The 1472-nt window shown below is 68.1% G+C and carries 1 protein-coding gene; it reads left to right on the top strand.

The window, feature by feature from the left end; translation table 11 throughout:
* Positions 1-26 precede the first annotated feature (26 nt).
* Positions 27-901, top strand: a protein-coding gene (locus tag AB0D94_RS37790; RefSeq protein WP_362062509.1) for an IS5 family transposase whose coding sequence is annotated in 2 segments (ribosomal slippage) — positions 27-420 and positions 420-901 — 876 coding nt in all. Because the reading frame shifts where the segments join, the coding sequence is not laid out codon by codon here.
* Positions 902-1472 lie beyond the last annotated feature (571 nt).

Below are 1472 nucleotides of genomic sequence, written 5' to 3'. Positions count from 1 at the left end.
ATCTTGATCACCGATGATCACGTCTTGTGGGACGTGGGGATCTGACGAATGCGCAGTGGGCCCGGCTTGAGCCGCTATTGCCGCGGGGAATCAAGGCGGGCCGACCGCAGGTGTGGACACGGCGGCAGCTGATAGACGGCATACGGTGGCGGACCCGGACCGGTGCCCCGTGGCGGGATGTGCCGGAACGCTATGGGCCGTGGGATCGGGTCTATGACCTGTTCCGGCGCTGGCAGCGGGACGGGACCTGGGCGAGGATCCTCACCCGGCTCCAGGCCGAGGCGGATGCGAAGGGCCTGATCACCTGGGAGGCCAACGTCGATTCCACCGTCTGCCGGGCCCACCAGCACGCCGCCGGGGCGGTGAAAAGGGGGACCTTCAGAAGGAACCGCCCGGCGGTGTCTTCGTCGAGCCGGCCGACCACGGCCTCGGACGTTCCCGCGGCGGACTGACCAGCAAAATCCACCTCGCCGTCGAGCAGGGACAGAAACCGCTGTCGGTGGTGATCACGGCAGGGCAGCGGGGTGACTCCCCACAGTTCGAGCCGGTTCTGGAAGCCATTCGGGTTCCCAGGCTGGGCCTGGGCAGGCCGCGCAAGCGTCCGGACCGGGTCCGGGCCGACAAGGCGTACGACTCCCGCAGCAACCGCTCCTACCTGCGCAGACGCGGGATCAAGGCCACGATTCCAGTGCCTGCGGACCGGGTCCGCAACCGGCTGAAACGCGGCTCGCGCGGCGGGCGACCGCCGACGTTCGACCAGGACGACTACAAGCAGCGGCACGCGGTCGAGTGCGGTATCAACCGGCTCAAGCGGCACCGGGCCGTTGCCACGAGATACGACAAACTCGCCGTCCGCTACGAAGCGACCGTGCTGGTCGCAGCCATCAACGAATGGCTGTGACGGTGTTTCGTCGGGCTGATGCCCATCAGCAACGGCACTCCGGCTACCTTCCGGGCCCGTCCCCGCGCAGTGCAGCGCGGACCAGAGCAAGGTCCGCAGCGGGGACAGCAAGCTCGCAGTAGCGATCAGCGGCTTGCAGGGACAGCAGACGGAACATCCGCTTGTCGACCACCTCACTGCCCAGGCCGGCGACCGGGCCCGCCCCATGAACGTGGAACGGAGCAACCAAGGCAACGCCTTCACCGGATCCGCCGAGCACTCGAAACGGCCGCCACACCACTGGCAACGCTGCGGCAGGATCCAGAATCAACGACCCCTGCCGGAAACGATGGCCGTCACGGACGAACGCGGAGACCTCGCGCGCCTCTCCCGCTTTCAACGCTACGACGTCCGCCTCGGCGCGAGGCCGAGCGTCTCCTACGAACTGCTCGATGAGACGCCCCGGATGCCGGAGCAGATCCGTGAAGGGCAGCGTCCCCGCGGCCCGTCGCACTCTTCGTCCCACCGTTGCCCCCCTGCATCGCGGTCGTACCCAGAGTAGCGACGGAGGCGTGCGGAACTGCCTCCTCAG

Source organism: Streptomyces sp. NPDC048255 (assembly GCF_040652415.1).
Taxonomy (GTDB): Bacteria; Actinomycetota; Actinomycetes; order Streptomycetales; family Streptomycetaceae; genus Streptomyces.
Note: the sequence above shows the minus strand (reverse complement) of the source record. Positions and strands in the feature narration are given on the sequence as shown.